The 26863-nt window shown below is 71.9% G+C and carries 28 protein-coding genes; 4 read left to right on the top strand and 24 right to left on the bottom strand.

Annotated elements, in window-relative coordinates; genetic code table 11:
* The 12 genes from LY13_RS13785 to pyrR form a co-directional block, all read right to left on the bottom strand.
* On the bottom strand, window positions 1–528 hold a 528-nt coding region (locus LY13_RS13785; RefSeq protein WP_308216331.1), incomplete at its 3' end, for an S-adenosylmethionine synthetase N-terminal domain-containing protein.
* Window positions 529–624: 96 nt separating this feature from the next.
* Window positions 625–1851, bottom strand: coding sequence for a bifunctional phosphopantothenoylcysteine decarboxylase/phosphopantothenate--cysteine ligase CoaBC (gene coaBC / locus LY13_RS13780; protein WP_253828803.1), 1227 nt, complete (start codon window positions 1849–1851; stop codon window positions 625–627).
* A gap of 159 nt (window positions 1852–2010) precedes the next feature.
* Entirely contained in the window at window positions 2011–2286 is a 276-nt protein-coding gene (gene rpoZ / locus LY13_RS13775; RefSeq protein WP_030531793.1) for a DNA-directed RNA polymerase subunit omega, read from the bottom strand.
* A gap of 118 nt (window positions 2287–2404) precedes the next feature.
* A complete protein-coding gene (gene gmk, locus LY13_RS13770) occupies window positions 2405–3058 on the bottom strand; it encodes a guanylate kinase (protein ID WP_253828802.1) in 654 nt (217 codons plus the stop codon).
* Window positions 3055–3372: an integration host factor, actinobacterial type gene (gene mihF / locus LY13_RS13765; protein ID WP_253828801.1), complete on the bottom strand. Its 318-nt coding sequence runs from the start codon at window positions 3370–3372 to the stop codon at window positions 3055–3057. The genes gmk and mihF overlap by 4 nt, the downstream gene beginning before the upstream one ends.
* Window positions 3373–3732: 360 nt before the next feature.
* Complete coding sequence (gene pyrF, locus LY13_RS13760; protein ID WP_253828800.1) at window positions 3733–4578, bottom strand: orotidine-5'-phosphate decarboxylase; 846 nt, start codon at window positions 4576–4578, stop codon at window positions 3733–3735.
* Entirely contained in the window at window positions 4575–7907 is a 3333-nt protein-coding gene (carB, locus tag LY13_RS13755) for a carbamoyl-phosphate synthase large subunit (RefSeq protein WP_253828799.1), read from the bottom strand. The genes pyrF and carB overlap by 4 nt, the downstream gene beginning before the upstream one ends.
* Window positions 7907–9058, bottom strand: a complete 1152-nt coding sequence (gene carA / locus LY13_RS13750) for a glutamine-hydrolyzing carbamoyl-phosphate synthase small subunit (protein ID WP_253828798.1) — start codon at window positions 9056–9058, stop codon at window positions 7907–7909. The genes carB and carA overlap by 1 nt, the downstream gene beginning before the upstream one ends.
* Window positions 9055–9609 carry a PH-like domain-containing protein gene (locus LY13_RS13745; protein ID WP_253828797.1) on the bottom strand — a complete coding sequence of 185 codons (555 nt, stop codon included), beginning with the start codon at window positions 9607–9609 and terminating at the stop codon, window positions 9055–9057. The genes carA and LY13_RS13745 overlap by 4 nt, the downstream gene beginning before the upstream one ends.
* Window positions 9609–10907, bottom strand: a complete 1299-nt coding sequence (locus LY13_RS13740; RefSeq protein WP_253828796.1) for a dihydroorotase — start codon at window positions 10905–10907, stop codon at window positions 9609–9611. The genes LY13_RS13745 and LY13_RS13740 overlap by 1 nt, the downstream gene beginning before the upstream one ends.
* A complete protein-coding gene (locus LY13_RS13735) occupies window positions 10904–11830 on the bottom strand; it encodes an aspartate carbamoyltransferase catalytic subunit (protein ID WP_253828795.1) in 927 nt (308 codons plus the stop codon). The genes LY13_RS13740 and LY13_RS13735 overlap by 4 nt, the downstream gene beginning before the upstream one ends.
* Window positions 11831–12451, bottom strand: a complete 621-nt coding sequence (gene pyrR / locus LY13_RS13730) for a bifunctional pyr operon transcriptional regulator/uracil phosphoribosyltransferase PyrR (protein ID WP_253828794.1) — start codon at window positions 12449–12451, stop codon at window positions 11831–11833.
* 323 nt (window positions 12452–12774) lie between these two features.
* Between pyrR and bldD the strand changes: the two genes are divergently transcribed.
* A complete protein-coding gene (gene bldD / locus LY13_RS13725) occupies window positions 12775–13263 on the top strand; it encodes a transcriptional regulator BldD (RefSeq protein WP_003096372.1) in 489 nt (162 codons plus the stop codon).
* 107 nt (window positions 13264–13370) lie between these two features.
* Here bldD and nusB read toward each other — a convergent pair whose 3' ends face one another.
* The 3 genes from nusB to LY13_RS13710 are packed head-to-tail and all read right to left on the bottom strand — an operon-like array spanning window position 13371 to window position 15549.
* Complete coding sequence (gene nusB / locus LY13_RS13720) at window positions 13371–13823, bottom strand: transcription antitermination factor NusB (RefSeq protein ID WP_253828793.1); 453 nt, start codon at window positions 13821–13823, stop codon at window positions 13371–13373.
* 8 nt (window positions 13824–13831) lie between these two features.
* Entirely contained in the window at window positions 13832–14389 is a 558-nt protein-coding gene (gene efp / locus LY13_RS13715) for an elongation factor P (RefSeq protein ID WP_253828792.1), read from the bottom strand.
* A 38-nt stretch (window positions 14390–14427) separates the two neighbouring features.
* Complete coding sequence (locus LY13_RS13710) at window positions 14428–15549, bottom strand: M24 family metallopeptidase (RefSeq protein ID WP_253828791.1); 1122 nt, start codon at window positions 15547–15549, stop codon at window positions 14428–14430.
* Window positions 15550–15608: 59 nt separating this feature from the next.
* Here LY13_RS13710 and LY13_RS25980 point away from each other — a divergent pair, with 59 nt between their 5' ends.
* Window positions 15609–16262 (top strand): B-4DMT family transporter, encoded by a 654-nt coding sequence (locus LY13_RS25980; RefSeq protein ID WP_308216330.1) that lies wholly within the window; start codon window positions 15609–15611, stop codon window positions 16260–16262.
* Between the two features lie 99 nt (window positions 16263–16361).
* Here the strand turns inward: LY13_RS25980 and LY13_RS13700 are convergent, their stop codons facing one another.
* The 8 genes from LY13_RS13700 to LY13_RS25975 all read right to left on the bottom strand — a co-directional run bounded on the left by LY13_RS13700 (window position 16362) and on the right by LY13_RS25975 (window position 23336).
* Complete coding sequence (locus tag LY13_RS13700) at window positions 16362–17816, bottom strand: family 43 glycosylhydrolase (protein WP_253828790.1); 1455 nt, start codon at window positions 17814–17816, stop codon at window positions 16362–16364.
* A gap of 228 nt (window positions 17817–18044) precedes the next feature.
* Window positions 18045–18485: a type II 3-dehydroquinate dehydratase gene (aroQ, locus tag LY13_RS13695; protein WP_253828789.1), complete on the bottom strand. Its 441-nt coding sequence runs from the start codon at window positions 18483–18485 to the stop codon at window positions 18045–18047.
* Window positions 18482–19603: a 3-dehydroquinate synthase gene (gene aroB / locus LY13_RS13690; protein WP_253828788.1), complete on the bottom strand. Its 1122-nt coding sequence runs from the start codon at window positions 19601–19603 to the stop codon at window positions 18482–18484. Before aroB ends, aroQ begins: the two co-directional genes overlap by 4 nt.
* A 10-nt stretch (window positions 19604–19613) precedes the next feature.
* A complete protein-coding gene (locus tag LY13_RS13685) occupies window positions 19614–20186 on the bottom strand; it encodes a shikimate kinase (RefSeq protein ID WP_253828787.1) in 573 nt (190 codons plus the stop codon).
* Window positions 20183–21388 carry a chorismate synthase gene (gene aroC / locus LY13_RS13680; protein ID WP_253828786.1) on the bottom strand — a complete coding sequence of 402 codons (1206 nt, stop codon included), beginning with the start codon at window positions 21386–21388 and terminating at the stop codon, window positions 20183–20185. The genes LY13_RS13685 and aroC overlap by 4 nt, the downstream gene beginning before the upstream one ends.
* 38 nt (window positions 21389–21426) lie before the next feature.
* Window positions 21427–22272 carry an A24 family peptidase gene (locus LY13_RS13675; RefSeq protein ID WP_253828785.1) on the bottom strand — a complete coding sequence of 282 codons (846 nt, stop codon included), beginning with the start codon at window positions 22270–22272 and terminating at the stop codon, window positions 21427–21429.
* A gap of 210 nt (window positions 22273–22482) precedes the next feature.
* Entirely contained in the window at window positions 22483–22947 is a 465-nt protein-coding gene (locus LY13_RS13670; protein ID WP_253828784.1) for a PTS sugar transporter subunit IIA, read from the bottom strand.
* Window positions 22944–23336: a PTS sugar transporter subunit IIB gene (locus tag LY13_RS25975; protein WP_308216329.1), complete on the bottom strand. Its 393-nt coding sequence runs from the start codon at window positions 23334–23336 to the stop codon at window positions 22944–22946. Before LY13_RS25975 ends, LY13_RS13670 begins: the two co-directional genes overlap by 4 nt.
* A gap of 214 nt (window positions 23337–23550) precedes the next feature.
* On the opposite strand from LY13_RS25975, the gene LY13_RS13660 reads away from it, so the two are divergent.
* Together LY13_RS13660 and LY13_RS13655 are read left to right on the top strand one after the other, a co-directional pair.
* Window positions 23551–24888 (top strand): PTS transporter subunit EIIC, encoded by a 1338-nt coding sequence (locus LY13_RS13660; protein WP_253828783.1) that lies wholly within the window; start codon window positions 23551–23553, stop codon window positions 24886–24888.
* 119 nt (window positions 24889–25007) lie between these two features.
* Window positions 25008–25817, top strand: a complete 810-nt coding sequence (locus LY13_RS13655) for a serine hydrolase domain-containing protein (RefSeq protein ID WP_253828782.1) — start codon at window positions 25008–25010, stop codon at window positions 25815–25817.
* A gap of 33 nt (window positions 25818–25850) precedes the next feature.
* On the opposite strand, the gene LY13_RS13650 is transcribed toward LY13_RS13655, so the two are convergent.
* Entirely contained in the window at window positions 25851–26798 is a 948-nt protein-coding gene (locus LY13_RS13650; protein ID WP_253828781.1) for a D-2-hydroxyacid dehydrogenase family protein, read from the bottom strand.
* Between the last annotated feature and the right edge of the window lie 65 nt (window positions 26799–26863).

Genomic DNA, 26863 nt, shown 5'->3' with positions numbered 1-26863 from the left:
CGCACGCAGATACGGCACCGTCCCGTTCTTCCGCACCTGCGAGAGCCGCAACGACAACCGATGCGCCAACGCGATCGGCAACGGCATCAACTCCGGCGTGTCCGAACAGGCATACCCGAACATCAGGCCCTGATCACCCGCGCCCTGCTTGTCCAAATCATCCAGAGCGTTCTCCAGACGCGACTCGTACGCCGTGTCCACACCCTGCGCAATATCCGGCGACTGCGCCCCGATCGACACACTCACACCACACGACGCCCCGTCGAAACCCTTCTCCGACGAGTCATACCCGATGTCCAACACCGCCTGACGCACCAACGCCGTCGTATCGACGTTCGCCGCCGTGGTCACCTCACCAGCCACATGCACCTGACCGGTCGTCACCATCGACTCCACCGCAACCCGCGACCGCGGATCCTGCGCCAACATCGCATCCAAAATCGTGTCGCTGATCGCGTCACAAATCTTGTCCGGGTGACCCTCAGTCACCGACTCACTCGTGAACAACCTGCCCTGCACGGCGGCCACCGGCTGCACCTCACCTCTCGACATCGGGGACGGCCTCACTCTATCGGCGGCGCCCGTGAACCTCCCGTTATCTGGGAAAGCGCAGGCCGGAGCGGGTCACCGGGTGGGAGCGCCGCCCAGCAACCGCGTGGCCGCGTCCCAGACCGTGGCGGCGAGTTCGGACTTGGCCCCGAGCGGAATGCGGTCCTCGGCGCCGTCGGAGGCCAGCAGCCACCCGGTGTTGTCGTCGGCGTCGAACGCCCCGCCCTCGCCGACGGCGTTGACGACGAGCAGGTCGCAGCCCTTGCGGGCGAGTTTGGCGCGGGCGTGGTCGAGCACGCTGCCCTCGGCGTCGCCGGTCTCGGCGGCGAACCCGACGATGATCTGTCCCGGCGTCCTCCGCGCCACGAGGCCGGCGAGCACGTCGCGGTTGCGCTCCAGCTCGAGGACCGGGTCGGGGTTGTCGTCGCTCTTCTTGATCTTGTGGCCGGACGTGCCCGCGGGGCGGAAGTCGGCCACCGCGGCAGCCATCACCACGACGTCGGCGTCGGCGGCGGCCGCGTCGACGGCCTCCCCCAGTTCCGCGGCCGTCGAGACGTCCACCAGGTCGACGCCCGCGGGTTCGGGCAGCGCGTCGGTGTGGGCGGACACGAGCGTCACCCTGGCGCCCCGCTGGGCCGCCACGCGCGCGAGTGCGTAGCCCTGTTTGCCCGAGGATCGGTTGCCGAGATGCCGCACCGGGTCCAGGGGCTCCCGCGTGCCGCCCGCGGAGACGACCACGTGGCGACCCTCCAGGTCGCGCGGCAGCGCGTCGCCCCGCGCGAGCAGCAACCGGGCGACGTCAACGATCTCCCGCGGATCGGCGAGGCGGCCCTTGCCGCTGTCCGCGCCGGTGAGCCTGCCCGCGGCGGGCTCGGCGACGACGGCGCCGCGGGACCGCAGGGTGGCGACGTTGTCGCGCGTCGCCGGGTGCTCCCACATCTCGGTGTGCATCGCGGGGAAGAACGCCACCGGGCACCGGGCCGTCAGGAGTGTGCCGGTGAGCAGGTCGTCGGCGCGGCCGTGGGCGGCACGCGCGAGCAGATCGGCGGTGGCGGGCACGACCACGACCAGGTCCGCCTCCTGGCCGATACGCACGTGCTGCACCTCGTGGACCGCGGTGAACACGCCCGTGTGCACCGGGTGTCCGGACAGCGCTTCGAACGTCGCCGCGCCGACGAACTCCAGCGCCGCGTCGGTGGGCACGACGCGGACGTCGTGGCCGGATTCGGTGAGTCCGCGCAGGACCTCGCACGCCTTGTAGGCCGCGATGCCACCGCCGACCCCGAGAACGATCCGCTTCATAGTCAGTAGGTCCTACGGCCCCGGTCGTCGCGCCGCAACCGGCCGCGCCGCAACGTGCGGGGCGTCACGCGGACGGTCCGAGACGACGAAAACCGGCGACCGGCACCGTCGGGCGGTGGCCGGCGTCGCCGGTTTCGTCACGTCGGGTGAACCGTCGGCTCACTCGCCTTCCGTGTGCTCCAGCAGACCCGCGTGGATCTCCCGAAGCGCGATCGACAGCGGCTTCTCCCGCGGGCCCGGCTCGACGAGCGGGCCGACGTACTCGAGCAGACCCTCGCCGAGCTGCGCGTAGTAGTCGTTGATCTGGCGGGCGCGCTTGGCCGAGTAGACCACGAGCGCGTACTTGGAGCTGACCTTGTCGAGCAGGTCGTCGATGGGCGGGTTCGTGATGCCCTCGAGCTGCTCGCTCTGCGGGCCCAACGTGAACGCGGTCACTACTGCTCCGAATCTGCGGAAGGGTCGGTGTCGGAAGTTCTGTGTCGGCCGGTCCGTGTCGACCCGGGTCCGACGGCCGGGTGGACCGGCGGGACGTACCCGAGGTGCGTCCCCGGACTCAGTCCTGCGACCCGGACGGGCCTCTGACCAAGTCTAACAACTCCCGCGCGGCGGTCTTCACATCGGCATTGACGACCTGCGCGTCGAACTCGCTGGCCGCCGCGAGTTCGCGTTCGGCCTCGCCGAGCCGTGCCTGCACGGCCTCCATGGCCTCGGTGCCGCGCCCGGTGAGCCGGTCGACCAGTTCACCCCACGACGGCGGCAGCAGCATCACCAGCTGCGCGTCGGGCATCGCCTCACGCACCTGGCGTGCGCCCTGGAGCTCGATCTCGAGCACCGCGGGCCTGCCCTGGTCGAGGGCTCGGTCGACCGGTGCGCGGGGCGTGCCGTAGCAGTTGCCCGCGAACTCCGCGTACTCGAGGAACTGCCCGTCGGCGATCATCCGGTCGAACGTCGCGCGGTCGACGAAGTGGTAGTGCGCCCCGTCGACCTCGCCCTCGCGCGGAGCCCGTGTGGTCGTGGAGATGCTGAAGTAGATGTCCGGATCGAGTGCGCGCAGCTCGCCGACCACGCTCGATTTGCCGACCCCGGACGGGCCCGAGACGACGGTGAGCCGGCGCCGGGCGGTCGTGCCCGGCACCGGCTCACCGGATGCCCTCCGGCCGCCGCGCACGCCGGCCTGGTTCGAGCCGCGCTGTCGCTGCTCGCTCACTCGCCGCTGAACTCGGTGAGCAGCGCCTTGCGCTGCCGTTCACCGAGGCCGCGCAGACGACGGCTGGCCGCGATCTCGAGGCGCTCCATCGTCTGCTGTGCACGTACCTTGCCCACGCCCGGCAGGGCCTCCAGCAGTGCGGAGACCTTCATCTTGCCGAGCACCTCGTCCTCGTCGGCCTGCTTCAGCACATCGTCGAGGGTCGTACCGCCGCGCTTGAGCCGCTCCTTGAGCTCCGCGCGGGCGCGACGGGCGGCGGCGGCCTTCTCCAGCGCCGCAGCACGCTGTTCCTCGGTGAGCTGGGGAAGTGCCACGTTTTCCTCCGGTATTACTCAAAATTCTGGGTGGGTGTGGCGACCGTACCCACCCCTGACCTGGACTCACAATGCGGGGGTGAGCGCTGAACCCGGCCTGTGCGTGCCGGAAAATGCCCGCACACGCGGCCGATCCGCTCCCGGAGTGCCGCGACTGGAGGCCGCGGCACTCGCACCGGGGAAGACCCTACCCACAGCGGCCGACGCGGGACGGCACAAGGCCGGAATTCCCGTCGCCGGATGCGGGCGAATGTGGCACCGCCTGCCCCCGCTGCGCCACTTGCTCCGACAGCCTAGTGCAAGATCAACATCGGCTTCGACCAGGGCTTCCATTCGCGTACGCGAACCGGAAAACCGGCCTCACGCCGGTCCGTCGGACCCCGCGGCGGCCGCCAGATCGGCCTGCACGCGGCGCACCTCTCCGCGCATGGCTCCGACGTCCGGACCGCACCGCAGCAGTGCCCGTGACGAGGCGGGCACCACGGCGGGCAGCGCGGACCCGAACACGGTCGCGAGGTCGGCCGCCGTCGCACCCTGGGCACCGAAACCGGGCGCGAGCACCGGCCCGTTCAGCTCGGCGAGGCGAAGCTCACCAGGGACGTTCGTCGCACCCACGACGACGCCGACATCACCCAGCGGCTCGGCGCCGGCGTTACGGACCGCCGCGTCATCCACAATGGACTGGGCGACCGACCGGCCGCCCGCGTCGGCCCGCTGCAGCGCCTCACCGTCCGGGTTCGACGTGCGGGCGAGCACGAACACTCCCCTGCCCGAGGCCGCCGCGGCCTCGAACGCCGGCTCCAGCGCCCCGAACCCGAGGTACGGCGACACCGTGACGGCGTCCGCGGCCAACGGCGAACCGTCGGACAGGTAGGCGGTCGCGTACGCGGCCATCGTCGAGCCGATGTCGCCCCGCTTCACGTCGAGCAGCACGAGCGCACCGGCGTCCCGGCACTCGGCGACGACCCGTTCCAGAACGGCCACTCCGGCCGCACCGTGGGCCTCGAAGAACGCCGACTGGGGTTTGACCACCGCGGCCTCACCGGCGAGCGCCTCCGTGGCCGTCAGCGCGAACCGTTCGAGGCCGGTGACGTCGGCGGGCAGTCCCCACTCGGCCAGCAGCCCCGGATGCGGGTCGATGCCGGCGCACAGCGGCCCGCGCGCGGTGACGACGCGGGCCAGCCGGCCCCCGAACCGCTCGGTCACGAGCCGTCCCGCAGCGCCGCCTGGAGCCGCTGCAGCGAACGCACCCCGACGTCGCCCCGGATCATCGCCTCGATCCCGTGCACCGCCGCCGACGCGCCCTGCACGGTCGTCACGCACGGGATGCCGCGCGTGACGGCCGCGGTGCGGATCTCGTAGCCGTCGATCCGCGGGCCGCTGTTGCCGTACGGGGTGTTGATGACCATGTCGACGCCACCGTCGAGGATCAGGTCCACGATGTTCGGGGCGTCCGGGTCCGTCGTGGCCTGCGCGTCGGCGTCCTCGTGCTGCTTGCGGACCACGCCGCACGGCACGCCGTTGCGGCGCAGCACCTCGGCGGTACCCGCCGTCGCGACCACCTCGAAGCCCAGGTCGGCGAGCCGCTTGACGGGGAACACGAGCGAGCGCTTGTCGCGGTTGGCCACGGACACGAACACCGTGCCGCTCGTCGGCAGCGACCCGTACGAGCCGGACTGCGACTTGGCGAACGCCGTGCCGAACGCCGTGTCGACGCCCATCACCTCGCCCGTGGACTTCATCTCCGGGCCCAGCAGCGAGTCGACGCCGTGGCCCTCGGGGGTGCGGAACCGGTGGAACGGCAGCACCGCCTCCTTGACCGCCACCGGCGCGTCGACGGGCAGGTCTCCCCCGTCGCCCTCGGCAGGCAGTACGCCGCGGCCACGCAGAGCCTTGATCGACGAGCCCGTCATGATCAGCGACGCCGCCTTCGCCAGCGGCACGGCCGTCGCCTTCGACACGAACGGCACCGTCCGCGACGCGCGTGGATTCGCCTCGAGCACGTACAGCACGTCGTCCTTGAGCGCGTACTGCACGTTGAGCAGTCCCCGCACGCCGACCCCGCGGGCGATCGCCTCGGTCGACCGGCGCACCTGCTCCAGGTCCGTCCGGCCGAGCGTGATGGGCGGCAGGGCGCACGCCGAGTCGCCCGAGTGCACGCCCGCCTCCTCGATGTGCTCCATCACGCCGCCGAGGAACAGCTCCTCGCCGTCGTAGAGCGCGTCGACGTCGATCTCGATGGCGTCGTCGAGGAACCGGTCGACCAGCACCGGGTGCTCGGGCGTGACCTCGGTGGCGCGGGCGATGTAGTTCTCGAGCGAGGCCTCGTCGTAGACGATCTCCATGCCGCGGCCGCCGAGCACGTACGACGGGCGCACCAGCACCGGGTAGCCGATCTCGTCGGCGATGTGCTTCGCGCCCTCGAACGAGGTGGCGGTGCCGTACTTCGGTGCGGGCAGGCCCGCACCGGTCAGCACGTCACCGAACGCGCCGCGGTCCTCGGCGTGGTTGATCGCCTCCGGCGGGGTGCCGACGACGGGCACGCCCGCGTCGGAGAGCCGCTGGGCCAGGCCGAGCGGCGTCTGCCCGCCGAGCTGGACGATGACGCCCGCGACGGTGCCGGACTCCTGTTCGGCGCGCACCACCTCGAGGACGTCCTCGAAGGTCAGCGGCTCGAAGTACAGCCGGTCCGAGGTGTCGTAGTCCGTCGAGACCGTCTCGGGGTTGCAGTTGACCATCACGGCCTCGAACCCGGCCTCACGCAGCGCCAGCGCCGCGTGGACGCACGAGTAGTCGAACTCGATGCCCTGGCCGATGCGGTTCGGGCCGGAGCCGAGGATCAGCACCTTCGGCTTGTCCGGCTGCGGGGAGACCTCGGTTTCGGCTCCGGGGTCGGCCTCGTAGGCCGAGTAGTGGTACGGCGTGCGGGCGGCGAACTCGGCCGCACACGTGTCGACCGTCTTGAACACCGGGTGCACACCGAGCCGCTGCCGCAGGGAACGGACGCCGTCCTCGCCTGCCAGTTCCGGGCGCAGGGCCGCGATCTGCCGGTCGGACAGACCCGTCCGCTTGGCGCGGCGCAGCAGGTCTCCCGACAGCACCGGGGCGTCGCGGACCTCGGCCCCGATCTCGCCGATGAGGGCGATCTGGTCGATGAACCACGGGTCGATGCCGCTGGCGCGCTGCACCTCGTCCGGCGTCGCACCCAGCCGCAGTGCGCGCTCGACGGCGTAGATCCGGCCGTCGTGCGGCGTGCGCAGTTCGTCCAGAGTGGACTCGACCGTGGCGCCTTCCGGATCCGGCCCGGTCCAGAACCCGACGCGCTTGGTCTCCATCGACCGCATCGCCTTGCCCAGCGCCTCGGGGAAACTGCGCCCGATCGCCATCGCCTCGCCGACGCTCTTCATCGTCGTCGTCAGTTCCGGATCGGCGCCGGGGAACTTCTCGAACGCGAACCGCGGCACCTTCACCACGACGTAGTCGAGTGTCGGTTCGAAGCTGGCAGGCGTCTCACCCGTGATGTCGTTGCTGATCTCGTCGAGCGTATAGCCGATCGCGAGCCTCGCCGCGATCTTGGCGATCGGGAAACCCGTCGCCTTCGACGCCAGCGCCGACGACCGCGACACCCGCGGGTTCATCTCGATCACGACCATGCGCCCGTCGACCGGGTTGATCGCGAACTGGATGTTGCAGCCGCCGGTCTCCACGCCCACTGCGCGCAGCACGTCGATGCCGACGTCGCGCATGCGCTGGTACTCGCGGTCGGTCAGCGTCATCGACGGGGCGACGGTGATCGAGTCGCCGGTGTGCACGCCCATCGCGTCGAAGTTCTCGATGGAGCAGACCACCACGACGTTGTCGTGGCCGTCGCGCATCAGCTCGAGCTCGTACTCCTTCCACCCGAGCACGCTCTCCTCGATGAGAACCTCGGTCACCGGGCTCTCCTCGAGGCCGAGCGACGCGAGCCGCTCCATCTCGTCCTCGGTGTGCACCATGCCCGACCCGAGGCCGCCCATGGTGAACGACGGGCGGATGACGACGGGCAACCCGACCTCCGCGACCGTCGCCCGGACCTCCTCCATCGAGTGGCACACCGCGCTGCGGGGCACGTCCCCGCCGACCTGCCGGACGATGTCCTTGAACTTCTGCCGGTCCTCGCCGCGCTGGATCGCGTCGATGTCGGCACCGATCAGTTCGACGCCGTACTTCTCCAGCACACCGTTCTCGTGCAACGCGACCGCGCAGTTCAGCGCCGTCTGCCCGCCGAGGGTCGCCAGCAGCGCGTCCGGGCGCTCCGCGGCGATGACCTTCTCCACGAACTCCGGCGTCACCGGCTCGATGTAGGTCGAGTCGGCGAACTCCGGGTCGGTCATGATGGTCGCCGGGTTGGAGTTGACCAGGCTGACGCGCAGACCCTCCTGACGCAGCACGCGGCACGCCTGCGTGCCGGAATAGTCGAACTCGGCCGCCTGGCCGATCACGATCGGCCCCGAGCCGATCACGAGCACGTGCTCGATGTCCGTACGCTTGGGCATTACTGGCGCGCCTCCTGTGCCGTGCTCGGCCTGCGGCTGTGCATGAGTGAGACGAAGTCGTCGAACAGCGGGTTCGCGTCGTGCGGGCCCGCGGCGGCCTCGGGGTGGTACTGCACCGAGAACGCGGGCACGTCCACACAGCGCAGGCCTTCGACCGTGCCGTCGTTGGCACAGTGGTGACTCACCTCGGCGGTGCCGAACGGCGAGTCGAACCGCCCGCCCGGTTCCCCTTCGAGGGCGAACCCGTGATTCTGCGCGGTGATCGCGACCCGACCGGTCGCCGCGTCGATCACCGGGATGTTGATGCCGCGGTGGCCGTAACGCATCTTGTACGTGCCCAGCCCCAGCGCGCGGCCGAGGATCTGGTTGCCGAAGCAGATGCCGAACAGCGGGATCTCGCGCTGCAGGGTCGCCTTCGTCAGCTCGATCGCGTGGCTCTGCGTCTCCGGGTCGCCGGGACCGTTCGACAGGAACACCCCGTCGGCGCCCACGGCCAGCAGGTCGTCGACCGTGGAGGTCGCGGGCAGCACGTGCACCTCGATCCCCCGCCGGGCCAGCTGCCGCGGCGTGTTCGCCTTGATGCCCAGGTCCAGCGCCGCGACGCGGAAGCGGGTCTCGCCGACCGCGGGCACGACGTACGGCTGCGCCGTCGTCACCTCGCCCGCGAGGTCGGCCCCCGCCATCGCCGGGCTCGCGGCGACGGCGGCGACCATCTCGTCGTCGGCCACCAGGCCGTCACCGGAGAACACGCCTGCGCGCATGGCGCCGTGCTCGCGGATGTGCCGGGTGAGGGTGCGGGTGTCCACATCGGAGATCCCGACGACGTCCTGCGCCGCCAGCTCCTCGTCCAGCCCGCGCTTCGACCGCCAGCTCGACGGCGTCCGCGCGGGGTCGCGGACCACGTAGCCCGCCACCCAGATGCGGGACGACTCGTCGTCCTCGTCGTTCCACCCGGTGTTGCCGATCTGCGGTGCCGTCTGCACGACGATCTGCCTGCGGTACGAGGGGTCGGTCAACGTCTCCTGGTACCCGGTCATGCCGGTGCAGAAGACCACCTCGCCGAGAGTGCGGCCCTGTGCCCCGTAGGCGCTGCCCCGGAAGATCCGGCCGTCCTCGAGCACGAGTGCCGCCGGAGTGCGTGTCGCGCTCATGCCTGTGCACCTCCCACGATGCGCTCGTCGTCGCTCTCGGTCCCGGCCTCGCCCTCCGAGGCGCGTTCGACCTGTGCGATCCACTTCGGATAGACGCCGCGGTCGTCGGCACGGAATCCCGTGTCGAGTTCGACGGCGTCGTCGGACCCACCCGCACGCCAGGTCACGATCAGCAGGCTGTCGGTCCCCATGACCTTGCCCGCCATGCCCTTGCCGGTGGCGATGCCGGTGATCGCCTCGCGCGGAATCCGGAAGCTCAGCATGCCGTCGCGGTCGACGTCGATGCCGTCGTCGTACAGCCGGAGCGTCGCCGGGCCGCGCAGGCCCGCACCGCGGGTCACGATGCGCTCCTGCCAGCGGCCCGCGTACGTCGTCGTCACGTACAGGCCCGGCGTCTCCAGCAGCGGCGTCCCCGGCTCGGCAGGGGGCGCGGGGAACGGAGGGATGCGCACGCTCTGCGCCCGCGCCTGTCGTCGCCAGCCCTTCCACATGCCGTACACGCACAGCACCAGCAGCGCGACGAACACCAGCGTCAGCAACAGCCTGTCCATCAGTCACTCTTCCCTTCACGAGCCGTGAGGCGCCCACGCAACAGCGTGGCCGTCACCACGGCGGGCAGTCGCATCCCGTCGTACGGAGTGTTGTCCGCGATACTCGCCAGCTTCCCGCCCCGCACGGTCCATTCGGCGTCCGGATCGACGAGCACCAGGTTCGCAGGCTCGCCTTCCGCCAGCGGCCGTCCCTGATCCGGCAGTCCGGCGATCTCCGCGGGCCGCTCGCTCATCACCCGAGCCACGCCGCGCCAGTCCAGCAGCCCCGTGCGCACCATCGTGTCCGCGACGATCGACAGCGCCGTCTGCAGACCCAGCATCCCCGGGCGCGCGGCGTCCCACTCGCAGCTCTTGTCCTGCTCGGCGTGGGGCGCGTGGTCCGTGGCGACGCAGTCCAGGACCCCGTCCGCCAGTGCCTGCCGCAGCCGCTCGGTGTCCCGCTGCGCCCGCAGCGGCGGGTTCACCTTGTTCACCGGGTCGTAGGTCTCGAGGCGCTCGTCGGTGAGCAGCAGATGGTGCGGCGTCACCTCGGCCGAGACGTCGACGCCGAGCCCCTTCGCCCAGCTCAGCACGTCCACAGTACCGGTGGTGGACACGTGGCAGACGTGGAGTCGCGCGCCGGCGTGGCGCGCGAGCACGCAGTCGCGGGCGACGATCGACTCCTCGGCCGACGCGGGCCAGCCCACGTACCCGAGCCGCGACGCGCCTTCCCCTTCGTGCGCCTGCGCGCCGTCGGTCAGCCGCGGCTCCTCCGCGTGCTGGGCGATCACCACGCCGAGCGACGTCGAGTACTCCAACGCGCGCCGCATCAGCAGCGGGTCCGCCACGCACTTCCCGTCGTCGGAGAAGAGCCGCACCCCGGCCTCGCCGGTCGCCATGGTGCCGATCTCCGCCAGCCGCTCCCCGGCCAACCCGACCGTGACCGCCCCGACCGGGTGAACGTCGACCAGGCCCACCTCCCGGCCACGCCGCAGCACGTGGCCCGCGACCAGCGCGTTGTCGGCCACCGGGTCGGTGTTGGCCATCGCGAACACGGCCGTGTAGCCGCCGAGCGCCGCGGCCCTCGACCCGGATTCGATCGTCTCCGTGTCCTCCCGGCCGGGCTCACGCAGATGGGTGTGGAGGTCGACGAGCCCGGGCAGCAGCACCTGCCCCGCGGCGTCGAGCACCTCGGCCGAGGACGGCGCCCGCACCGCGCCGCGCTCACCGATCTCGGCGATGACCCCGTCGGCCACGAGGACGTCCACGGGGTCGCCCTCGCCGTACGGCCGGGCACCCGTGATCAGCAGCTCCGTCATAGTTCTTCCCCTGCCAGCAGGTGGTACAGCACGGCCATGCGCACGTGGACGCCGTTGGAGACCTGATCGGTGACGGCGGCCCGCGGGCTGTCCGCCACCGGCGAGGCGATCTCCATCCCTCGCAGCATCGGCCCCGGGTGCAGCACGACGGCGTGATCCGGCAGCATCGCGAGCCGCTTCTCGCTGAGCCCGTACGCGATCGAGTACTCCCGCGCCGACGGGAAGAAACCGCCGCGCATCCGTTCGGCCTGCACGCGCAGCATCATCACCGCGTCGAGGCCGGGAAGCTGTGAATCCAGGTCGAACGCCGTGGTCACCGGCCACTGTTCCACGCCACGGGGCACCAGTGTCGGCGGTGCGACGAGCACCACCTCGGCGCCGAGAGTGGTCAGCAGGTGCACGTTCGAACGGGCGACCCGGCTGTGCAGCACGTCGCCGACGATCGCGATGCGCCTGCCTTCGATACCCCCGAGCCGCTCGCGGAGGGTCGCCGCGTCGAGCAGCGCCTGGGTGGGGTGCTCGTGCATGCCGTCACCCGCGTTGACCACGGACGTGCGGGTGTCGGCGAGCCACCCGGACAGCCGGTGCGGCGCTCCCGAGGCCGGGTGACGGACGATCACGCAGTCCGCGCCCGCTGCCGACAGCGTCAGCGCGGTGTCCCGCAGCGATTCGCCCTTGCCGACCGATGATCCGCCCGCCGACACGTTGACCACGTCGGCGCTCATCCACTTGCCCGCGATCTCGAACGAGACCCGGGTACGCGTGGAGTTCTCGTAGAACATCGTGATGACGGTGCGCCCGCGCAGCGTCGGGAGCTTGCGAACCTCGCGGCCGAGCAGCGTCCGCTTGAGTTCGTCGGCCGTGTCCAGGATCGCGGTGGCCTCGTCGCGGCCGAGCCCGTCGGTGGTGAGCAGGTCCCGCATCTACTGCCCCCTGATCAGCACGGCGTCACGGCCGTCGGTCTCGGCCAGCAGGACCGAGACCTCCTCCGTCCGCGAGGTGGGCACGTTCTTGCCGACGTAGTCGGCGCGGATGGGCAGTTCACGGTGGCCACGGTCGACCAGGGCGGCCAGCTGCACCGCCCGGGGCCTGCCGTGGTCGCTCAGCGCGTCGAGGGCCGACCGGACGGTGCGGCCGGAGAACAGCACGTCGTCGACGAGGATCACGACGCGGTCGTCGATGCCGCCCGCGGGCACGTCGGTCTCCTCGAGCGGGCGGGTGGGTTTCCGGCGCAGGTCGTCGCGGTAGAGCGTCACATCGAGCGCTCCCGCGGGAACGGCCACTCCGGAGAATTCCTCGATCCGCGCGGCGAGACGATGCGCCAGCGGGGTGCCGCGGGTCGGAATGCCCAGCAGGACGGGTGGCAGCGGTGGCCCGGCGACATCGCCGCCGGCGCCACTGTCGGCGGCGGCAGGGCTCACAGGGCCGTCGAGGGCCGTCTTCTCGATGACCTGGTGGGCCATCCGGGCGATTGTGCGCGCGACATCACCGGCCGAGAGCAGTTCTCGCTCGGCCGGTGCCGCCGCACCACGAGGTGGTGCCACGGTCTGAGCTCCTTTCCCGCCTCACCGGACGGGTCTTTAAAGGACTGTCGGATCTGTGAAGGCTGCGCAGGCCGGACGTGTTCGGCCTCGACTGCGTGCCCTGCTGGTTGTCCGCCCCCTACTTTCGGAGGTCCGGCACAGACGGTAGCAGCCGTCACCGGCTCCCCGAACGAGTGGTCCATCTGTGGCAAACAACTCACCGGGTGCGACGACCTGCTTGACCTGGTGACGACAACGCGTAACCATTACTCTGAGTATTCGACTCACGAGTTCCCTGTCGGTCAGCCGGGCCGATCCGGGGCAAGGAAACGGAGAACCACCACATGGGCGATTACGCCAAGGCGCTCGGGGCGAAGCTCCGCGGCATCCGCCAGCAACAGGGCCTGTCCCTGCATGGAGTCGAGCAGAAGTCCGGCGGCCGCTGGAAGGCGGTCGTGGTGGGCTCCTACGAACGGGGCGACCGTGCCGTGACCGTCCAGAAGCTGGCCGAGCTGGCCGACTTCTACGGCGTGCCCGTGGTCGAGCTCCTGCCCGAGGGCCGTGTGCCGTCCGGCGCCGAACCCGCGACGAAGATCGTCATCAACCTCGAGCGGCTCCAGCAGCTGCCCGCGGAGAAGGTCGGGCCGCTCGCGCGCTACGCAGCGACCATCCAGAGCCAGCGCGGCGACTACAACGGCAAGGTCCTGTCCATCCGGACCGAGGACCTGCGGTCGCTGGCGATCATCTACGACATGACGCCCGGCGAGCTGACCGAACAGCTCATCGACTGGGGTGTCCTTCCTCCCGAGGCCCGTCCCTCCAAGGAGGACTGAGGCGACGACACCGCCTGCGGCCGTCACCCGGCCCAGGCGGTGTCGTCGACAGCTGCCGCCCGGAGCAGCCGCTGCGTGGTGGACCGCTGCGCGGTGGGAGGTGCGCCTCAGAGCACGGCGCGCAGCCGGTCGGCGATGTTGCCGATGCGGCCGAGCACACCGTTGACGAACCGGGGCGAGTCGTCCGTGGACAGTTCCTTCGCCAGACCGACCGCCTCGTCGATCGCCACGGCGTCGGGCACGTCGGCGGACCAGAGCATCTCGTAGACGCCCACGCGCAGGATCGCCACGTCGACCGGTGGCATGCGCTCGAGCGTCCAGCCCTGCGCGTGCTCGGCGAGCAGTTCGTCGACCCGCTCCTGATGCGCGGACATGCCCTCGACCACGGTGAACGTGTAGTCGCCGACGATGTCGACGTCCGGGCTGCCTGCGTGCTCCTTCAGCACGGCCGCGGGGTCGAGTTCACGCTGGGCCGCTTCGTAGAGCAGTTCGACCGCACGGCGCCGGGCGGCGCGACGGCCGATCCTGCCGCCGCGCCGGGACTCCGATTCAGGGCTCACCGCGGTACTCACACTCGGCCGAGGTAGCGGCCGTCACGGGTGTCGACCTTGATCTTCTCGCCCTGGTTGACGAAGAGCGGCACCTGGACCTCGGCACCGGTCTCCAGCTGCGCGGGCTTGGTGCCGCCGGTGGAGCGGTCGCCCTGCACGCCGGGGTCGGTGTGCTCGATGGTCAGCTCGGCAGACGCGGGCAGCTCGACGTACAGCGTCTCACCCTCGTGCTGGGCGACCTGCACCTCGCTGTTCTCCAGCATGAACTTCGCGGCGTCACCGACGGTCTGCGGCGGCACGGAGACCTGGTCGAAGGTCTCGCCGTCCATGAACACGTAGTCGGTGCCGTCGTTGTACAGGTACGTCATCGTCCGGCGGTCGACGTTCGCCGTCTCGACCTTCGTGCCCGCGTTGAACGTCTTGTCCACGACCTTGCCGGAGAGCACGTTCTTGAGCGTGGTGCGTACGAACGCGCCGCCCTTGCCCGGCTTGACGTGCTGGAAGTTCACGACGGACCAGAGCTGGCCGTCCAGGTTGAGGACGATGCCGTTCTTCAGGTCGTTGGTGGTGGCCACTGCTGTGAGTTCTCCTGTATCGGGGTCGGGCCGCGTGCTTAGACGACCACGAGTTCCTTCGTGCTGAGGGTGAGGAGCTCGGGAGCTGACTCCCGCACGACGAGTGTGTCCTCGATGCGGACTCCACCACGGCCGGCGACGTACACGCCGGGCTCGACGGTGACCGCCATACCGGCAGCCAGTGTACCGTCGCCGGTCTTGGCCAAGCTCGGAGCCTCGTGAACCTCCAGTCCGACACCGTGGCCGAGGCCGTGCAGGAACTCGTCGCCGCGCCCCGCCCCGGCGATGACGTCCCGTGCGGCGGCGTCCACCGCCGGGGTGGACGCCCCGGGAACGGCCGCCGCGACCCCGGACCGCTGCGCCTCCAGCACCAGGTCGTGGAGCTCCTGCTGCCACGCGGCGGGCCGTCCCAGCACGACGGTGCGCGTCATGTCCGAGTGGTATCCGTCGACGGTGGCCCCGAAATCGAGCTTGACGAGGTCACCGGCGGCGAGGACGGCGCCGCCCGGCCGGTGGTGCGGGATCGCCGAATGCGCGCCCGCCGCGACGATCGACGGGAACGCGGGCCCCTCCGACCCGTGATCGAGCATGCGCGACTCCAGGTCGCGGGCGACCTCGCGTTCGCTGCGGCCGGGCCGCAGCCCACCGTCGGCGAGCAGCCCGGCGAGCGCCTGGTCGGCCGCCGCGCACGCCCGGCGCAGCGCGTCGATCTCGAGTTCGTCCTTGACCATGCGCAACCGTTCCACCAGGCCCGGACTGCGGTGCAGCTCGACGTCGCCCGCCGCCTCGTCGAGGGTCGCGTGCTCCTCGACGCTGACGTACTGGCTCTCGAACCCCATACGGCGGTACCGCGTGGGGTCGCAGGCCGCGCGCCGGGCCAGCGCACGCGCGCTCGCGCGGTCGACGACCGTGGTCAGGTCCGGCACCTCGGAGGCGGCCTGGGTGGTGTACCTGCCGTCGGTGCAGAACACCGTGGCGTCCTCTCCGCCCGCGTGCAGCAGCAACGCGGCGTTCGACCCGGTGAACCCGGTCAGGTAGCGGATGTTGCGCAGATCGGTGACCAGCAGGGCGTCGAGCTCCGCGGTCTGCAGCAGCTCGGCGAGTGCGCCGCGGCGGCGCCGGTGCGCGTCGGCGTGGGTGTAGGAGGACGAGTCAGACACGGCGGACAGCTTAAGCCCGGATCGGGTGACGACGCGGCGGTGGCCGTTACAGTGGGCCGATGCCGCACTGGGTCCTCCGCGCGCTCGGCATGGCGGTGCTGCATGCCGCCGCCACGGTCGCGCTCGCCAAGATCGCCGTGTTCCAGCCCGGTGAGACGACGCTCGCCCGATCGGCCGCGCTCGCTCTGCTCGTCGGCGCGGCCGCCCTGTGGAGCGCGCTCGACGGCTGGGCGCGCCGCCCCGACGGCGGCCGCACCTGGTTCATCGCAGGCCTGGTCGCCGGCCCGGCCGCGGGCGTGCTCGGCGTCGTCGGCAAGGCCGTGCTCGTCGACCGCACCGGCGTCAGCGAGCTCGGCGCCGCGTTGACGAGCGGGGCCGCGTTCACCGCGCTGCTGGTGCTCGTCCCCGCCGGGCTCGGGCTGGTCGTCGGTTCCCGCCTCCCCCGGCCCGGGTCCGACCTGGACGGCGACGACGGGGACGGCGCGACCGGCTCCGCAGCCGCGATCGGCGCTGCAGCCGCGGCGGACACGCCCGGCGCGGCGGAGAGTCCCGCGGCAGGCTCCGCGGCGCCGACTCCCGCGGGCCGCGACGAGCGCAACGAGACCGTCCTGCTCGCCAAACCCCGGCCGGACCGCCGTCCGCGCCCCACTCCCCGACTGCGGGCCCGTCGCGGCGACCGCGTCGCCGCGGACGGCGACGACACCGGCCGCTGAACCCCACGCAACCGAGGCGCCGGCTCGGCCCACCCGAGCGCGACAGCAGGACCGCTGCAGGAGCGCCACCGGCGTCGTTCCGTGGCCGAGCAGGGTCGTTCAGGAGCCGAGCACGGGTCCGAGTGTGTGCGTGCGCCACTGTTCGGTGCTGATCGACTCCGGTTCGGAGGAGTTCGCCGCGAACGCGTTCTCGGCCGACGCACCCGTCACCGGCCAGATCGTGTCGCCGAGGAGGAAGCCGCGACCCTCGGGGGACTCGACCACGGGCGCCTCCGCGGGCAGCCGCCCGGAGACCTCCGCCTCGTCGAGGATCGGCAACCGCTGCTCGAGCACCCGTGACGAGAGTGCCTCGGCCACCGACCGCCGCTCCACGCGCAGCACGCGGCCGCCCGCGATCACGTCCATGGTCCGCTCCGGGGACGGCACGGCGAACCCGTCGAGTGCCGCGAGCGCACCCGCCACGGTGCGACAGCCCTCGAACCCGTGGGCGTCGGCGCCGAAGTGGCGCAGGCCGGTCGGCGCACCGGACCGGCCGATGCGGGTGGCCTGCACGACGTCGATCGGGACGCGGCCGCACGGATCCTCGGGGGACACGAGGGCGTGCCCCTCCGGGCTCCGGACGAGCCCGGGGCCTTCCTTCCACGGCACCCGCAGCACCACGGGTTCGTACGGCCGGGCCGAGAAGTCCCGGTTCCAGAAGGTGATCGTCGTGCCGCTGTCGGTCTGGTGCGCGATCCCGAAGGAGTCCATCGCGTCGATCCACATCAGGTCGGCGCTGAAGGCGTCCACGACCGACCGGGACCGGGTCGCCGCGGTGCCGTCGACGGCGGTGAACCCGTCACGGCCGAGCGCCTCGACGGCGCCCGAGAACGTCGGTTCCTTGGCACGCAGCACGAACTGGCCCGCGCCGTTCCAGCCCGCCGCCTCACCGGTGGTGTCGGTGAACATGAGGTAGAACCAGCCGTCGACGTGCACCACGGCGGGCTGTCCAGCGCCGTAGGTGTTGTCCCGCTTCGTGTCGTGCGACGCCCGCACGATCGGCGTGCCGGTGCGCTTCCAGCTGCGGCCGTCCGTGCTGGTCGCCAGGCCGATGGCGTTGCCGTGATCGTGACTGCCCGCCGCGCCGGTGTAGTACATGTAGTACATCCCGTTCACGCGGACGACCGACGGATCGCAGGTGTGCTTGCCGTCGAACGACCCGGGCGAGCCCGACAACACCGCCTCGGGGATGCCGCCACCGGGAGCGCGGAACGGGCCGTCGAGCCCGGCGGACCGCGCGTGCAGCACGTCGTCGCCCGGCGGGCGGGCCCGGCCGTACTGGCTGCACCACCACATGCGGGTCTTGTCGCCGTCGCGCATCACCGTGGGGCCGTAGTTGTACGGTGCGTCCGCGCCGCCGTAGGCGACCGCGCCGCGGCTCTTGCGGTTCCGGTCGACCTCCAGCGCCACCTGTTCCTGCTGCGCCGGGGTCCGGGGAGACCGCGACGCGCGGGTGTCGTCGTCACCGCCACGGGTCTCGGCGTCGCTGGGGGTGCAGGCGGCAACGAGCGCCATGCCGACGACGAGGGCCGCGACCGGCCTCGTGCGCCGGACGCGCGAGCTCCGCGTGCGCCCGTCCCGACTTCGAGGCCGCTCCATCGCGCCGACCAACTCCGTCCCTCCCCGTACGTCTCCCCCGAACGCCCCGCGTCGCCCGGCAGCGGGCGCGTCCTGTGCCGGGGCCGCGCGGACGCTCAGTGTACGGCCACCGTCACCCGGTAGTGGCGGGACGTGGCCGTCATCCTACGAGGATCGGTCCGCGCGGCGCGCCAGCCACTCGAGGGCGAGGCGGTATCCGTCGACGCCAAACCCCGCCAGCACGCCCGTCGCGATGTCGGACAGCACGCTGTGGTGCCGGAACTCCTCACGCCGGTGCACGTTGGAGATGTGCACCTCCAGCAGTGGTGCCGACAGCTGCGCGGCGGCGTCGCGCACCGCGATCGAGTAGTGCGTCCATGCGCCCGCGTTCAGCACCACGGGGGCGCCCAGGTCGGCGGCCTCGTGCAGCCAGCCGACCATCTCCCCTTCGTGGTCGGTCTGCCGCACGTCCACGTCGAGCCCCTGCTCCGCGCCGGTCGCCGTGCACAGCTCGACCAGTCCGGCGTAGGTCGTCGCGCCGTACACGCCGGGTTCGCGGGTGCCGAGCCTGCCGAGGTTCGGCCCGTTCAGCACCACGACCCTCACAGCAGCAGCCCTCCGTTCCCGGTGGTGCCCGGGGCCTCGTCGGCCGCCACGACCGAGTACGCGCCCGCCAGCAACGCGGGGTCCGGACCGTCGAGCCTGCCCGGCTTGGCGAGACCGTCGAGCACCACGAACCGCAGCGTGCCCGAGCGGGTCTTCTTGTCCGAGCGCATGTTCTCCAGCAACTGCGGCAACGCGTCGGCGTCGTAGCTGGTCGGCAGGCCCAATGCCTGCAGCACCCTGGCGTGCCGGTCGGCGGTCTCGTCGTCGAGCCTGCCCGCGAGGCGGGCCAGTTCGGCGGCGAACACGAGTCCGACGCTCACCGCCGCGCCGTGGCGCCAGCGGTAGCGCTCGCGACGTTCGACGGCGTGGCCGAGGGTGTGGCCGTAGTTGAGGATCTCGCGCAGGTCCGCCTCCCGCAGGTCCGAGGCGACGACGTCCGCCTTGACCTGGATGGCCCGGCGCACCAGTTCCCCCAGCACCTCGCCCTGGGTGTCGACAGCCGCGGCCGGGTCGGCCTCGATGAGGTCGAGGATGGTCGGATCGGCGATGAACCCGGCCTTGACGATCTCGGCCATGCCTGCGACGAGTTCGTTCGGCGGAAGCGTGTCCAGGGTGGCGAGGTCGGCGAGCACGGTCGACGGCTCGTGGAACACACCGACCAGGTTCTTGCCCGCCTCGGTGTTGATGCCGGTCTTGCCCCCGATGGCGGCGTCGACCATGCCGAGCAGCGTCGTCGGCACGTTCACCAGCTTCACGCCACGCATCCACGTGCCCGCGACGAAACCCGCCACGTCGGTGACGGCGCCGCCGCCCAGTCCGACGACGACGCCGCGGCGGTCGAGCCCCATCTGCCCGAACACGTCCCACAGGAAGTCGGCGACCTTGAGTGCCTTGCCGTCCTCGGCGTCGGGGATCTCGACGCGGTGGGCGTCCAGGCCCGCCTCGGCGAGTTCGGCGCGGACGGCCTCGGCGGTCGTGGTCAGCGACGGCGGGTGGATCAGCGCGACCGTCGACGCGTCGCCGACGGCCTGCGTGAGCTCCCCGAGCAGTCCGCGGCCCACCATGACCTCGTACGGCCGTGCAGTGCGGACCTCGATGCGGACCGGTTCGCTGGTCATTCCCTGCTCCTCACCATGTTCGTCGGGTCGCCGTGTGTGCCGGAGCGCCGCTGTCCGGATCGAGGCGCTCGATCACCTCGGCGACGATGTCGTCCGGGGCGCGGTCGTCGGTGTCGACCTCGCAGGTCGCGACCCCCCGGTAGACGGGCAACCGCTCGTCCAGCAGCGCCTTGTACGTGGCCCGCGGGTTGACGCCCGTCAGCAGCGGACGGGCGCTCGACAGCCCCGTGCGCCGCACCCCCTCCGCCATGCCGACGGACAGGAACACGACGGTGTGGCCCGCGAGCCTGCGCCGCGTCCCCTCGGCCAGCACCGCGCCGCCGCCCAGGGCGTAGACGCCGTCGTGCTCGGCAAGGGTCCGCGCGATGGTGCGTTCCTCGATCTCCCGGAACACCGGCTCGCCGTCCTCGGCGAAGATGTCGCTGATCGCACGTCCCTCGTCGGCCTCGATGTCGGCGTCGGCGTCCCGGAACGCGACGCCGAGCCGCTCGGCGAGCAGTCGTCCGACCGTGCTCTTGCCCGATCCGGGCGGGCCCACCACGACGACCGGTCCCTGCATCGCCGTCACTCCGTTCGCCGTCATTCCGCGCCGCCGCGCTGCCACCGCTCGGCCAGCTCTGCGAGGTAGCCGTCGGCGTTGCGCCGGGACTCGGCGAGTGAGTCGCCCCCGAACTTCTCCAGCGCGGCGTCGGCCACCACGAGGGCGACGACCGACTCCAGGACCACCCCGGCGCGCGGCACGGCGCACACGTCGGAGCGCTGGTGGATCGCGACGGCAGGCTCCCCGGTCTCCACGTCCACGGTGGACAGTGCCCTGGGCACGGTGGAGATCGGCTTCATGGCCACCCGGACCCGGAGAGGCTCGCCGTTGGTGATGCCGCCTTCGAGCCCGCCCGCCCGGTTGGACCGACGGGTCACGCCGGTCGGGCCGTCGCCGGGGTCGATCTCGTCGTGTGCCTGGCTGCCCCACCGGTGCGCGGTGGTGAAGCCGTCGCCCACCTCGACGCCCTTCATCGCCTGCACGCCCATGAGCGCGCCCGCGAGCTTCGCGTCGAGCCTGCGGTCCCAGTGGACGTGCGAGCCGAGTCCCGGCGGCAGTCCGTGGACGATGACCTCGATGACGCCGCCGACGGTGTCACCCGCCTTCCGCACCGCATCGACCTCGGCGACCATCGCGTCGGTCGCGGCCTCGCCGAACGCCCGCACGGGGCTCTCGTCGATCGCGGCGAGGTCGCCGGGCTGCGGCAGCGGCCCCTCGGGCGCCTCCGCCCCGCCGATCGACACGACGTGGCTGACCACCTCGGCGCCGAGCAGCTGCCGCAGGAAGGCCCGCGCGACGGTGCCGAGCGCGGTGCGGGAAGCCGTCTCACGGGCGCTGGCGCGTTCGAGCACCGGCCGCGCCTCCGGGAAGCCGTACTTCTGCATGCCCGGCAGATCCGCGTGGCCGGGCCGCGGCCGGGTCAGGGCCTCGTTCCGGGCGAGCCCGTCCAGCTCCGCCGGGTCGACCGGGTCGGCCGACATGACCTTCTCCCACTTGGGCCACTCGGAGTTGTCGATCTGCACGGCGATCGGACCACCCTGGGTCGTGCCGTGGCGGACTCCGCCGACGAACTCGACCTGGTCGGTCTCGAAACCCATCCGCGGACTCCGGCCGAAACCGAGCCTCCTGCGGGCGAGCTGCTCGCCGATGTCGGACGTCGTGATCTCGACGCCCGCGACCATGCCCTCGAGGATCGCGGACAGGCCCGGGCCGTGGGACTCACCTGCGGTTATCCAGCGCAACACACCGCCGATCCTGTCACGCCGCAGCGACGTGACCGCAGCTACCCGGGACCAGGCGTGACCCCGCCCATGCCGGGGACCGCCACCGCGAGGGCCGCCTCCTCCGCCACGGCGTCGAGTCCGGCGCCCGGAAAGGCCACGACCAGGCAGGCTCCGAGCAGCATCCCCGGCCCGTGCGGCACGCCGCGTCCGGGAGGACCGCGCGTCGCCCACCGTACGATGCCGGCGCCCACGAGGGTCACCAGCGAGGCCACGCCCGCGGAGACCACGAGCGCGGGCCACCCCACGGCCGCCGTCGCGCCGCCGAGTCCGACGGCCAGTTTGACGTCGCCCGCACCCAGCGACCGCGGCGAGGCCCTGTGGACCACCGCGTGCACGCCCGCGAAGACGACCGCACCGGCGACGCCGCGTACGACCAGCCCCGAAGCGGCACCCGTACCCGGTTCCGCCGCGCCGGGCGCGCCCGGCGCCACCGCGTCAGCGGTCGTCGGGTCCACCGCCACCGTGTCCACCGCCGCCGTGTCCACAGCCACTGCGTCCACCGCCGCCGTGTCCACCGCGTCCATGCCTACCGAGACGGCGCTCGCCACGACGGCGACGCCGACGAGGACCGCGACAGCGGCGGTGAGGAGGTCCGGCAACCTGCGGTACCGCACGTCGGCCGCCGCCAGCGGCGCCGCCACGGCGAAGACCGCCAGGGGCACGGGCAGCCACCAACCCGGCAATCCGCCCGTGGACCAGCGCCAGCCCAGCCACGCCCAGCAACCCGCGGTCACCGCGGCGCACGGGCCCGCGGGTACGACGGCGGGCCGCGCGGCGCGGGCCGACAACCGGCACGCCGTCACCGAGATCGCCGCACCGGCGAGACCGGCGGCGCTCGTGCTCATCACCTGCAACCACACGCCCGGCAGGATGTGCGGCGGTGCTCGCGGATCCAAGCGGTCGTGGCACGAGGGGTGCCACGCCTGTCGTCCCGGCGGCGAACACCACTCGAGCAGGCGACATCCACCGCCACGAGGGGTCCGTTCGCACCCCCGCGCACAGCCTCGTCACGCCAGGCGCCCGCCGCCCACGACGACCATTGCGGGAGGGTGTGGTCAGTCGTTCCAGGTGAGCAGTTCGTCGCCGACGGCGACCTCCGTGCCGGTCTCGGCGGCCCGGAGGGCCTCCTGCTGCGCGTCGAGCGCGATCACCGGCACGATCGGCGCGTAACCCGCCGCCCGCACCGCCGCCGGGTCCCAGCCGACCACCGGCTGCCCCGCCCGGACCCGCTCGCCCTTGACGACGTGCAGCGTGAAGCCCTCGCCCTGCTGTTTGACCGTGTCGATACCCAGGTGCACGAGCACGGCCGCGCCGTCGTCACCGGCGACGACGAACGCGTGCGCGTGCACGGTGGTCAGCGTGCCGTCGATCGGCGACACCGCGTCGGCATGGCCGTCACGCGGTTCCACCGCGATCCCCGGGCCGACCATCGCCTGGGAGAACACCGGGTCCGGCACGTCCGCCAGCGCCGTCACCGTGCCGCCGACCGGGCTGCACACGACGCGCGCCGCGCCCGTCACAACAGGTCCTGGATGTCCTCGGCGATCGCGTCGGCCTCGGGGCCGACCACGACCTGCACGACCGCGCCGCTCTTCATGACGCCGTGCGCACCCGCCTGCTTCAGCGCCGCCTCGTCGACGACGGAGCCGTCCTCGAGTTCGCACCGCAACCGCGTGATGCACCCTTCGATCTCGACGACGTTGTCCGCGCCGCCCAGGGCCGCCAGGATCTGCCCCGGCCTCTCGTCCGCCATCGCGGCCTCCTGTTCCGTCCTGCCGTGTTCCGTCGTTCCGGTTCCGTCGTTCCGTCGTTCCGTCGTTTTGCCGATGCCGCTGTGTCGCCGCGCCGGGTGCCTTGCGGCCCCGCCGCGGCCGGCGCCGTCTCGGAACGAACAGTAGCGGGTTGACACCCGGTCGGGCGACGGAGCATTCTCGCTCCTCGACCGAGTGGTCTAGACCGGAATCTATCACCGTGACCGGATTCGGCGCGGCGTTCGCGAATCGCCGCGGTGAGTGCCCGATTCCCGCTAGTCTTGCCGGTCGCACCTCCCGCGGTCGCATCCGCGACCAGCGCACGCCCGACAACACGAACCCGCCGAACACGTATCCACCGGAAGGACGCTCATGAGCGATCGAGCGCAGGGCAACCGCAGAGGCCTGGCCGGCCTGCAGCGGTTCGGGCGCAGTCTCATGCTGCCCATCGCCACGCTGCCCGCGGCCGCGCTGCTGAACCGTCTCGGCCAAGCCGACATGCTCGGCCGCTGGGACGCCACGTCCGGCATCGCCGACGTCTTCGTCGCCGCCGGTGGCGGACTGTTCGACTGGCTGCCGCTGCTGTTCGCGGTCGGTATCGCCGTCGGCTTCGCACGCAAGGGCGACGGCTCCACCGGTGTGGCCGCCGTCGTCGGCTTCGTGGTGTTCAGCAAGGTCGTGCAGGTGTTCGCCCCGATCGAGGAGATCGAGGGGTACTACGAGCAGACACCCGACGGCATGGTCGAGCACACCGAATGGCTCCTCCAACCGATCAAGTGGCCCTACAGCGTGCTCTCCGGCATCGTCGTCGGCCTGGTGACCGCGGTGCTGTGGCAACGCTTCTACCGGGTGAAACTGCCGCAGTACCTGGCGTTCTTCGGCGGCCGCCGGTTCGTGCCCATCGTCAACTCGGTCGCGCTGCTGCTGCTCGGCGTGGTGTTCGGCCTGGCGTTCCCGGTCATCGACGCGGGCATCCAGGCGGCGGGCGAGGCCGCGACGAGCGACGCCGTCATCGGCGGCGGCCTCTACGGCATGCTGAACCGGCTGCTGATCCCGGTCGGCCTGCACCAGCTGCTCAACGTGCCGCTGTGGTTCGTCTTCGACGGCGGCGACATCAACAACTTCTTCGCGGGCGATCCGAACGCCGGCGCCTTCATGACCGGCTTCTTCCCGATCTTCATGTTCGCCCTGCCCGCGGCGGCGCTGGCGATCTGGCAGACGGCCAAGCCGAGCCAGAAGAAGCTCGTCGGCGGCGTGATGCTCTCCTCGGCCCTGACCGCGTTCCTCACCGGCATCACCGAGCCGATCGAGTTCGCGTTCATGTTCGTGGCGTGGCCGCTGTACCTGATCCACGCGGTGCTGACCGGCACGTCGATGATGCTCGCGAACGCCCTCGACATCCATCTGGGCTTCGGGTTCTCCGCGGGCGGGATCGACTTCCTGCTCAACATGACCGCCCCGGCGGCGAACAAGGCGTGGCTGCTGATCCCGATCGGCCTGGTGTACGCGGCGATCTACTACGTCGTGTTCCGCTGGGTGATCACCAAGTGGAACCTGCGCACACCGGGCCGCGAGGACGACACCGACGGCGCCGACGACTCGGAGGCACCGTCGAAGGCCGACGCCGGGACCGCTGCGGACGCCTCGGCGCAGACGGGTCCGGAGTCCGCGGGCGGCGCGGGAGGCTCCGCGGGAGGCACGGGCACCTGACGCACACGCGGGGTCCGGCGTCGGCGCGCTCCGGCGCCGGACCCCTCCCGCCCGCCGTGGGGTGGACACGCCCGAACCCTCCCGGCCCCGACCCGGCCCGCCTGCCTAGGGTGGTGCGCATGGACAGCCTGCGGTTGATCGAACAGTGGCCGGTGCCCCATGCGGCGGCGGCGGTCGTCGGCGCGGACGGCACCGTGCGCGCCACCCACGGCGACACGGCGCGCGTGTTCCCGCTCGCGTCGGTGACGAAGCTGCTCACCGCCTACGCCGCGCTGGTGGCCGTCGAGGAGGGTGCCGTCGAGCTCGACACGCCCGCCGGGCCCGAGGGCGCGACGATCCGGCATCTGCTGGCGCACACCGCGGGACTGGCGTTCAACGAGCACAAGGTGCAGGCGCCGCCCGGCGAGCGCAGGCTCTACTCCAGCTCCGGCTACGAACAGCTCGCCGACGCACTGGCCGAGCACTCCGGCATCCCGTTCGGCGAGTACCTGACCGAGGGCGTACTCACCCCGCTCGGGATGACGTCGACGACGCTCACCGGTTCGCCGGGCGCGGGCGCCGACTCCACAGTGGACGACCTCACCCGGTTCGCCGCGGAACTGTTCACCCCGAAGCTCATCGCCCGGTCCACTCTGGACGAGGCGACGCAGGTGCAGTTCCCCGGCCTCAACGGCGTCCTACCCGGCCTGGGGCACCAGAAGCCGAACGACTGGGGCCTCGGCTTCGAGCTCCGCGACGGCAAGAGTCCGCACTGGACGGGGGCGAACAGCTCGCCGCGCACCTTCGGCCACTTCGGACAGTCCGGCACGTTCCTGTGGGTCGACCCGGACGCGGGCGCGGCGTGTATCGCGCTGACCGACCGGGACTTCGGGCCGTGGGCCGTCGAGGCCTGGCCTGCGTTCACCGACGCGGTGCTCGCCGACCTCTGAGCCCGCGGGGCCCTCCGGCACCACGACCGTGGACTACGGCGACATCACCCGAATCGGCTCACCGGCCTGGTACGCGGCGATGTCGGCGACCGCGTCGCGGTAGAACACCTCGTACAGGTCGCGCACGACGTAGCCGATGTGCGGGGTGAGCACGGTGTTCGGCACGCTCCGCAACGGATGGTCGGCGGGCAGCGGCTCGGTGTCGTAGACGTCGAGTGCGGCACCGCCGATACGGCGCTCGCGCAGCGCGTCGAGCAGCGCGGCCTCGTCGACGATCGGCCCGCGTGAGGTGTTGACCAGCCACGCGTCCGGCTTCATCGCGGCCAGTTCCGGCGCGCCGACGAGGCCCCGGGTGCGCGCGCTGAGCACCTGGTGGATCGTCACGACGTCGGACTCGGTCAGCAGTTGCTCCTTCGGGACGGCGAGGACGTCGTGCTCGTCGGCCTTCTCCTGGGTGAGGTTCGTGCTCCACGCGATGGTGCGCATCCCGAAGGCCTGGCCGATCCGCGCGACACGGCCGCCGAGCCTGCCCAGACCGATGATGCCCAGTGTGGCTCCCTGCAGGCTGCGGCCGACCGACGTCTGCCAGCCGCCGTCGCGTACGGACCGCGTCTCGTCCGGGATCCCGCGCATCGCCGCGAGGATCAGCGCCCACGTGTGCTCGGCGGTCGGGTGGGGCAGGTAGCCGGTGTGCGACACGACGATGCCGAGTTCGTCGGCGGCCTTGAGGTCGATCGCCGGATTTCGCGCACCACCGAGACTGACGATCAGCCGCAGGTCCGGCAGTCGCCGCAGCACGTCACCGGGCAACCCGGTGCGCTCGCGCATGGCGACCACGACCTCGCACCCGGCGAGCCGCTCCACCAGGGCGTCCGGATCGGCGAGGTGCTCGGTCAGTACGTCCACCTCGGCGCCGAGCGAGTCCCAGTCGGCCAGCTCGCGCGCGATGTTCTGATAGTCGTCGAGAATCGCGATCTTCATGCCCACACGCTAACGCCTGCGCGGCGGGAGACCGAGTGACGCGCACCCACGGCTGCCGCCACCCA

Origin of the sequence: Prauserella aidingensis (assembly GCF_024171865.1) — a bacterium.
Lineage (GTDB): Bacteria > Actinomycetota > Actinomycetes > Mycobacteriales > Pseudonocardiaceae > Prauserella > Prauserella aidingensis.
This window is presented reverse-complemented; position numbering and strand designations above follow the sequence as displayed.

What these genes read in the sequence shown, in the direction of transcription:
- coaBC (WP_253828803.1), bottom strand. Translation starts at nt 1,851, where the DNA reads ATGAAGCGGATCGTTCTCGGGGTCGGCGGTGGCATCGCGGCCTACAAG.
- carB (WP_253828799.1), bottom strand. Translation starts at nt 7,907, where the DNA reads ATGCCCAAGCGTACGGACATCGAGCACGTGCTCGTGATCGGCTCGGGG.
- carA (WP_253828798.1), bottom strand. Translation starts at nt 9,058, where the DNA reads ATGAGCGCGACACGCACTCCGGCGGCACTCGTGCTCGAGGACGGCCGG.
- LY13_RS13745 (WP_253828797.1), bottom strand. Translation starts at nt 9,609, where the DNA reads ATGGACAGGCTGTTGCTGACGCTGGTGTTCGTCGCGCTGCTGGTGCTG.
- LY13_RS13740 (WP_253828796.1), bottom strand. Translation starts at nt 10,907, where the DNA reads ATGACGGAGCTGCTGATCACGGGTGCCCGGCCGTACGGCGAGGGCGAC.
- LY13_RS13735 (WP_253828795.1), bottom strand. Translation starts at nt 11,830, where the DNA reads ATGCGGGACCTGCTCACCACCGACGGGCTCGGCCGCGACGAGGCCACC.
- bldD (WP_003096372.1), top strand. Translation starts at nt 12,775, where the DNA reads ATGGGCGATTACGCCAAGGCGCTCGGGGCGAAGCTCCGCGGCATCCGC.
- LY13_RS25980 (WP_308216330.1), top strand. Translation starts at nt 15,609, where the DNA reads ATGCCGCACTGGGTCCTCCGCGCGCTCGGCATGGCGGTGCTGCATGCC.
- LY13_RS13700 (WP_253828790.1), bottom strand. Translation starts at nt 17,816, where the DNA reads ATGGCGCTCGTTGCCGCCTGCACCCCCAGCGACGCCGAGACCCGTGGC.
- aroB (WP_253828788.1), bottom strand. Translation starts at nt 19,603, where the DNA reads ATGACCAGCGAACCGGTCCGCATCGAGGTCCGCACTGCACGGCCGTAC.
- LY13_RS13685 (WP_253828787.1), bottom strand. Translation starts at nt 20,186, where the DNA reads ATGACGGCGAACGGAGTGACGGCGATGCAGGGACCGGTCGTCGTGGTG.
- LY13_RS13675 (WP_253828785.1), bottom strand. Translation starts at nt 22,272, where the DNA reads ATGAGCACGAGCGCCGCCGGTCTCGCCGGTGCGGCGATCTCGGTGACG.
- LY13_RS13660 (WP_253828783.1), top strand. Translation starts at nt 23,551, where the DNA reads ATGAGCGATCGAGCGCAGGGCAACCGCAGAGGCCTGGCCGGCCTGCAG.
- LY13_RS13655 (WP_253828782.1), top strand. Translation starts at nt 25,008, where the DNA reads ATGGACAGCCTGCGGTTGATCGAACAGTGGCCGGTGCCCCATGCGGCG.
- LY13_RS13650 (WP_253828781.1), bottom strand. Translation starts at nt 26,798, where the DNA reads ATGAAGATCGCGATTCTCGACGACTATCAGAACATCGCGCGCGAGCTG.